Origin of the sequence: uncultured Campylobacter sp. (genome assembly GCF_938045535.1) — a bacterium.
Classification (GTDB): domain Bacteria; phylum Campylobacterota; class Campylobacteria; order Campylobacterales; family Campylobacteraceae; genus Campylobacter_B.
Genome location: NZ_CALIMQ010000093.1, coordinates 1 through 6,889, shown reverse-complemented (window position 1 = coordinate 6,889; position 6,889 = coordinate 1). Strand labels below are relative to the sequence as shown.

The window sequence follows — 6,889 nt, the reverse complement described above, 5'->3', positions numbered from 1 at the left end:
AGCGTAAATTTTACTCTAAAAAATCCTTGCGGTGAAATTTCGCCGCTAAAAGCCCGTCCAAAGCTCACAAGAAGAGTGCCCAAAAACCAAAAAGCCGCCGCCGCAAAATCCTCGCGATAAAATTCCGCCCGCAAATTTCTCCTAGTAAAATTGCTTTGGATATGGGGCGAGATTTGAACTCGCGGCAAATTTTCCGGGCTAAATTTTACGCAAAAATCCGCATTAAACCTGCAAAATTTATCGAAAATTTCTACGAACGGTTTTCGCGCCTTATGAAATTTCCAGCACGATCTCCTTTTTTAGCCCGATCTGTTTGATCTCGAGCACGGAAGCGCCGCCCAAACGCAACGCAAGCACTTCCGCCTCGCTGCAAGCGCCTGCCAGAGCGATTTCGCGCAACACCTTGCCGCGCCAGGCCTTAGCGTAGTGGCTCAGCACCTTGCCGCCTTTGATGAAACTAAAACTCAGATATTCGCGCTTCATCTCATAAAATTTTTCGTAAAATCCCGCGCGCAGATCCACGACGCACTCATCTGCCAGATAGCGATCCAGCGCGGCGGAGAAGCTATCGCGATAAAATTTCGCCGCGTCTATACCGCCAAATTTTTCGCCCTGTTTAAGCTTGTAGTTCGGCAGCGCATCGCCGCCCAGCACGGGGCCGAAAAGGTTTGAAAAAATTATCGTGTTTCGCTCTGCAAACTCCTGTGCGCCGGGGCTTAGCGACGCGTAGCCTAAAGCGCGATACGCAGTACCCGTGTAGCGCAAAAGCGCTTTGACGCAGCCTTTTTCAAAGATATTTTCGCGCAGGGATGCATCCCATTTTTTCAGCCCAAAAAGCTTGCAAAGCTCCGCCTCGCTCGCTCGCTCCGTAAACTCCGCATAGGCGCGCAGCATCTGCAGGCGCTTTTCGTAAAGCTCTGCAAAGATAAAATTTTGCTCGCAAATGCGCGTGCTGCCGCCCAGCTCGCTTTTCATCTCGCTTGGGGAAAATAAAATTTTCATACGCTCTCCTTAAAATTTGCTCATTTTACTAAAATTTTGCTTGCATTAAGCCCGCCCAGGCTCGCGCCGCCCGCTCAAATTTAAGCTAAGCGGCGTATAATGGCGCTAAAAATTCCAAGGACGAAAATGCTTTTAGAAGAGCCGCTTTTTTACTATCGCGAAATTTTAAAGACGCATCCGCAAAGCTATCTCGCAGAGGACGACACTCAGGTCATCATCGGCATCGATTGCGATTATTTCGACGGATTTAAGATGAGCTTTGAGGCGCTAAAGCTTAAATTTGATGAGATAAAAAGCGCGAAAGCAGGCGCAAGCGAGTTTAAAAACGCGAACTTTGCCGGGCTTTTCGGCGTTTTGGGCTACGACATCGTGCGCGCGTTCGAAAATATCGGCGCGCCGAAGCAGGCGCTATATGACTTCCCGCCGTTTTTTTACGCCGACGCCGCAAATTACCTGCACTACGATAAAATCAGCAAAATTTACGATTTTTACGGCAAAGATGCCCAAATTTACGAAAGCCTGCGCGAGCTTAGTTCGCAAGCCTCGCAGCAAAGCTCCGCCGAAGCGGCAGGCGCGCCGCAGAGTACCGCAAGAACGGATGCCGCGATAAAAAGCGAGGCGAGATCGCAAAACGCAGCGAAACTCGCGCCGCAGAAAAAAGAGCTTAAATTTAAAATTTTAACCGATCTTGGCGCCGAGGAGTCTAATTTTAGCGCGATGGTCGAAGCTGCAAAAGAAAAGATAAAAAGCGGCGACGTGTTTCAGGTCGTGCTGGGCGAAATTTTAAAAATCGGCACGAATCTGGGCAGCTTGGAGTTTTACGAGCGACTCAAAAAGAACAATCCAAGCCCCTATATGTTTCACTTCCCGACGCCCTACGGCTGCGTCGCGGGCTCCAGCCCCGAGCTGATTATGGAGATCAAAAAGGACGAAATTTTTGTAGCTCCCATCGCGGGCACCCGCAGCAGAGGCGCGAATGCTGAAGCCGACGCGGCGCTTGAGCGCGAGCTTTTAAGCGACGAAAAGGAGCTTGCGGAGCATCGGATGCTGATCGATTTAGCTCGCAACGACATCGGCAAATTCGCCGCGCCAGCCTCGGTGCGGGTGCAAAACGCGATGCGCATCGTGCGCTACGAAAGTGTGATGCACATCGTAAGCGAGGTCTACGGCAACAAGCCGCGCGGGGTAAGCGCGTTTGAGGTGCTTAGCACGATCTTTCCTGCAGGCACGCTAAGCGGCAGCCCGAAGATCCGCGCGATGCAGATTATAAACGAGCTGGAGCGCTACGAGCGCGGTATATACGGCGGCGGAATCGGGTTTTGGCGCTTTAGCGGCGACGTGATGCAGGCGATCTTGATCCGTTCGGCGATCTTCGTAAATCGCGACGCGCAAAATTCCTGCTCGGACGAGGATTTTAAACGGAATTCCGGTTTAAATTTAGACGCTGCTTGCGGCAAGGGAAATTCCGAAGCGATGGGGCTTTGCGACGGTGAAAATCCCAAGACGACAGAGCTTTGCGGTGCCGCAGCGCAAAAGGGCAGCGGCGAGGCGCAAAATTTAGCTCGTACAAGCGAGCGCGACGCGAGATTAAATTTGAAAGCTCGCGCGGGCGGCGGGGCGCTAAATTTAGAAAGCGGGCCGAGCTTTAGCCGTGCGATGCGGTTTGAGGCTGCTAAATTTAGTGCGGAAAATTTCGGCTGTGAAGGGCTAAGTAATCTCGTATTTATCGGCGCGGGCGCGGGTATCGTTTACGACAGCTCGCCAAAGAGCGAATACGCGGAGATCTGCAAAAAGCGCAAAAGCCCGCTTAAGGCGATCGAGGAGCTATGCGAGGAAGTTTAGACGCTTTAAATTTAGCTAGCCAGACGCGCCGCTTTTCGGTGCGAGTTTGATTCGGCCAAATTTAAAGCGTGATCGCTGCGAGAGCGTTAAAATTTACGGCTAGCTTCATTAGGCGCCGCAAAGCCGTGCAACGTCGCGACAGATGTGATAATGCTGCAGCCGTAGGCGGAATTTTAAATTTAGCCCACTAGCGGCGCTAAAGCGGCATCGGATTTGCTCGCCGCAAAGCGGTTAAATCTAAACTATTTAGAATTTTAAAGAGGCGCAAACGCCCTAAAAAAGGATAAAATTTTGATTTTAATGATAGATAATTACGACAGCTTCGTTTTTAATATTTATCAATACATTTTGGAGCTCACGGGTGAGGAGGTGCGCTACTTCCGCAACGACGAGATAACGCTGCAGCAGGTGCGCGAGCTTGCCCCGTCGCACATAATCCTAAGCCCGGGGCCAAATCACCCAAAAGATAGCGGCGTTTGCTTAGAGATTTTGCGCGCGGATTTGGACGTGCCGATTTTAGGCGTATGCTTGGGGCATCAGGCGATCGGATATGCGGCGGGCGCGGAGATAAAGCAGCTGGGGGTGCCGCTGCACGGCAAGAGCTCGGTGATCGAAATTTACGCAGATGGTGTGCTTTTTAGCGGGCTGCCGCGTAAATTTGAAGTTATGCGCTACCACTCGCTTTATGTGGACGAAGCGACGCTGCCGCGCGAGTTTGAAATTTTAGCAAAGAGCGAAAAAGACGGCATTATAATGGCGATGAAGCACCGAAATAAGCCGGTTTTCGGCATTCAATTTCATCCCGAGAGCTTTTTTACCCAATACGGCAAAAAGATCATCGAAAATTTCATCAATTACGGCAAAAAGATAATTTTAAAGGAGAAACTCGTGGTAAATTTCGCCCCGTTTATGTTGAAGCTACAAAAGGGCTTCCCGCTAGACAGCGACGATTACGCCGTCATTTGCAAGGCGCTTTACGAGCAGGATTACGACATCGTGCAGCTTGCGGGACTACTCGTGCTGATCAGCGAAAAATCGCTCTATCCAAGCAGCCTCACGGCGCTCGTGCGCAGTATCTTAAAATACTCGATCACCTACGACGATCCGAGCCCGATGTTTGACATCGTAGGCACGGGCGGCGATAGGCTAAAAACGATTAATATCTCTACGACCGTGGCCTTTATCGCGGCAAGCTTCGGCGTGCGCGTCGCCAAGCACGGCAACCGCGCGATTACTAGCAGATCGGGAAGCTCCGATGCGCTGGATGCTTTGGGCGTGCCGCTACTTAGCGATCTTGCGCAGATTAGGGCGCTGCTAGATCGCACGGGGCTAGCGTTTTTTCACGCGCCGTTTTTTCACAAGATCACCGCCGAGGTCAAAGAGGTGCGCAACCGCCTAAAAATCGGCACCGTCTTTAATATAATGGGACCGCTTCTAAATCCAAATTTGAGCCTAAGCAATCAGATCGTGGGTAATTATCTGGAGGAAGTAAACGGGCTCATCGCCGAAACGCTGATGATTTTGGGGCGCAAGCACGCTCTGGTGGTGCACGGCATGGACGGCATGGACGAAATCAGCCTGTGCGACGAGACGCTAATCCACGAGGTCAAGGACGGCAAAATTTTAGAATACCGCGTAAGTCCCGAGCAGTTCGGCTTCGCTCGGGCATTTCACAGCGATATCGAAGGCGGCGACGGCGAGGCTAACGCCGAAGCTTTAAAGCAAATTTTAAAAGGCGAACTTAGCGGGCCAAAATTTGACATCGTCGTGCTAAACGCGATGTTTGCGCTATACTGCGCGGATGTCGTGTCAAGCCCTGCGGAGGCTAAGCCGCTCATTTTAGAGGCGATCAGATCGGGCAAAACGTGGGAATTTTACGAAAACTACGTAGGGGCGAGAGCTTAGATGGCTAGCGGCGAAAAGAAGGAGTTTTTAAGCAAGCAGCTCATTAGCTATCTGGGCAATAAGCGCTCGCTGCTAGCGCCGATAGAGCGGGCGATCTGCGAGATTAAGGCGGAGCTTGGGCGGGACAAGATCAGCTTCGCAGACGTCTTTAGCGGCAGCGGCATCGTCGCGCGCCTGGCTAAAGCGCACTCAAACCTCGTGATCGCAAACGATCTGGAGGGCTACTCGCGCGCGATAAACTCCTGCTATCTTTCAAATTTCAGCGACGAGCTGTGGCGGGATTTAACCGAGCTACACGCTGAAATTTTAAGAAATTTTACGCCGATTGAGAGCTTTTTTAGCGAGCTGTACGCGCCGAAGGACGACCGGGATATTAAAGCGGGCGAGCGCGCTTTTTACACGCGCCGAAACGCCCTGATTTTGGGCGGGCTTTCCGAGCAGATCGGTAAAATCCCGCAAAAATTTCGCGATTTTTTCACTGCGCCGCTGCTTAGCGAGGCGAGTATCCACTCAAACACGGGCGGCGTTTTTAAGGGCTTTTACAAGGACAAAGCGGGCGTGGGAAAGTTCGGCGGCAGCGGCGAAAACGCGCTAGCTCGCATAATGGGCGAGATTTCCCTGCGCCTGCCCGTGCTCTCAAATTTCGCCTGCAAAAGCGCGGTCTTTCAAGAGGACGCCTCGCGCTTTTCGCAGAGCGCGCGCGAGCGCTTTTCGCAGCTTGACGTCGCGTATTTCGATCCCCCTTACAATCAGCATCCCTACGGCTCGAACTATTTTATGCTAAATTTGATCACGGATTTTATAAACGAGGGCAAGAGCCCAAATGCTGCGGAGCTTAGCAGGGTTTCCGGGATCCCCGCAGACTGGAACCGCTCGGCATATAACAAAAAATCAAGTGCTGCGGAGGAATTTTTTGCGCTGCTGGCGGAATTTCCGGCGAAATTTTTAATAATCTCTTTTAATTCAGAGGGCTTTATCTCGAAGACGGAATTTTTAAAAAACCTCGCGCACATCGGCTCCGTGCGCACGATAGAGATCCGATATCCGACCTACCGCGCGAGCAGAAATTTAAACGCGCGCGAGCTTTACGTGACGGAATTTTTATATGTTGTACAGAAGTAAGATCAAAATTTGCGGCATCAAAAGCGCCGCCGAAGCCCGCGCCGTGCTGGCGTGCGGCTCGGCTTTCTGCGTAAATTTAGAGCGCGCGGACGGCGCCAAAAATTTACCGCAATCGGGTAGCGAGAGCTTAATAAAAAATTCTAATTTTTGCGGCGAAAATTCTGAGCGGAATTTTAATTCGGATGCCGAGAATGCTACGCGAAATTCCAGTAGCAAGAATTTCGTGCAAAATTTTAATCAGGGCAGTGAGAATTCCGCATGCCGCGCACAAAATCATGCAAATTTTACGTCTGAGCAAAATTCCGATTGCGATAAAAATTTCAGTAGCGATTTGCGAAGCCAGGACGACGGCTCGGGCTCGCGGGTGGAATTTTTAGGCGTAATTTTTGTATCAAGCTCCAAACGCCGCGTTAGCGTAGAAACAGCGCGCGAGATCGCACGTATCGCGCACCAAAACGGCGCAAAGTGCGTCGGAGTTTTTGCTTTGAGCTCGGAAGAACACAGCGTCGCCGCATGCGAAGATAAAATTTACGCGGGCACGAGCGGCGGCTTAAAATTTTACGAAAACGAGCGCGACGATTTGAGCGTAAATTTAAATGCAAACTACGCCGCGCCTGCTTCAGTAAAGGATCTGAATTCTGAAATTTTTGGCGCGGAAGTCCTAAGTGAGGAGCAAATTTTAAAAATTTGCGAGGCTTGCGAACTGGACTGCGCTCAGATTTATGGACGCATAAGCGCGGATTTCAAAGCGCGCCTCAACGCAGCGGGCATCGAGGCGTGGCAGGTTCTAAGCATCGGCGCTGAGATGCCGCCACTTGAGGGCTTGAGCTTCGATCGGATCTTATTCGATGCCAAAGGAGCTAGCCTGGGCGGTAACGGCGTTAGCTTCGACTGGGATCTGTTGCGACGCGTAGGGCTTGGCTGCGAAGAGCGAGGTGGTGCGGCACGCGATGAAAAATACTGCGCGAGTAGCGCAACTCAAAATATAGGCGGCACAAAATACGACCCGGCTAGCGGG

At 51.5% G+C, this 6,889-nt stretch carries 4 protein-coding genes and 1 pseudogene; 4 read left to right on the top strand and 1 reads right to left on the bottom strand.

The window, feature by feature from the left end:
• Window positions 1–270: 270 nt before the first annotated feature.
• Complete coding sequence (yaaA, locus tag Q0095_RS03075) at window positions 271–1,002, bottom strand: peroxide stress protein YaaA (protein ID WP_297881260.1); 732 nt, start codon at window positions 1,000–1,002, stop codon at window positions 271–273.
• A 126-nt stretch (window positions 1,003–1,128) separates the two neighbouring features.
• Here yaaA and Q0095_RS03070 point away from each other — a divergent pair, with 126 nt between their 5' ends.
• The 4 genes and pseudogenes from Q0095_RS03070 to Q0095_RS03055 form a co-directional block, all read left to right on the top strand.
• On the top strand, window positions 1,129–2,844 hold the full coding sequence (locus Q0095_RS03070; RefSeq protein ID WP_297881258.1) for an anthranilate synthase component I family protein: 1,716 nt from the start codon (window positions 1,129–1,131) through the stop codon (window positions 2,842–2,844).
• Between the two features lie 291 nt (window positions 2,845–3,135).
• Window positions 3,136–4,749 carry an anthranilate phosphoribosyltransferase gene (gene trpD / locus Q0095_RS03065; RefSeq protein WP_297881256.1) on the top strand — a complete coding sequence of 538 codons (1,614 nt, stop codon included), beginning with the start codon at window positions 3,136–3,138 and terminating at the stop codon, window positions 4,747–4,749.
• On the top strand, window positions 4,750–5,871 hold the full coding sequence (locus Q0095_RS03060; protein WP_297881254.1) for a DNA adenine methylase: 1,122 nt from the start codon (window positions 4,750–4,752) through the stop codon (window positions 5,869–5,871).
• Window positions 5,855–6,889: pseudogene (locus Q0095_RS03055) on the top strand (hypothetical protein); the annotation flags it as partial. The gene Q0095_RS03060 and the pseudogene Q0095_RS03055, both read left to right, overlap by 17 nt.

Excerpts from the sequence above, each read along its gene's own strand:
- yaaA (WP_297881260.1), bottom strand. The coding sequence starts at position 1,002 with ATGAAAATTTTATTTTCCCCAAGCGAGATGAAAAGCGAGCTGGGCGGC.
- Q0095_RS03070 (WP_297881258.1), top strand. The coding sequence starts at position 1,129 with ATGCTTTTAGAAGAGCCGCTTTTTTACTATCGCGAAATTTTAAAGACG.
- Q0095_RS03060 (WP_297881254.1), top strand. The coding sequence starts at position 4,750 with ATGGCTAGCGGCGAAAAGAAGGAGTTTTTAAGCAAGCAGCTCATTAGC.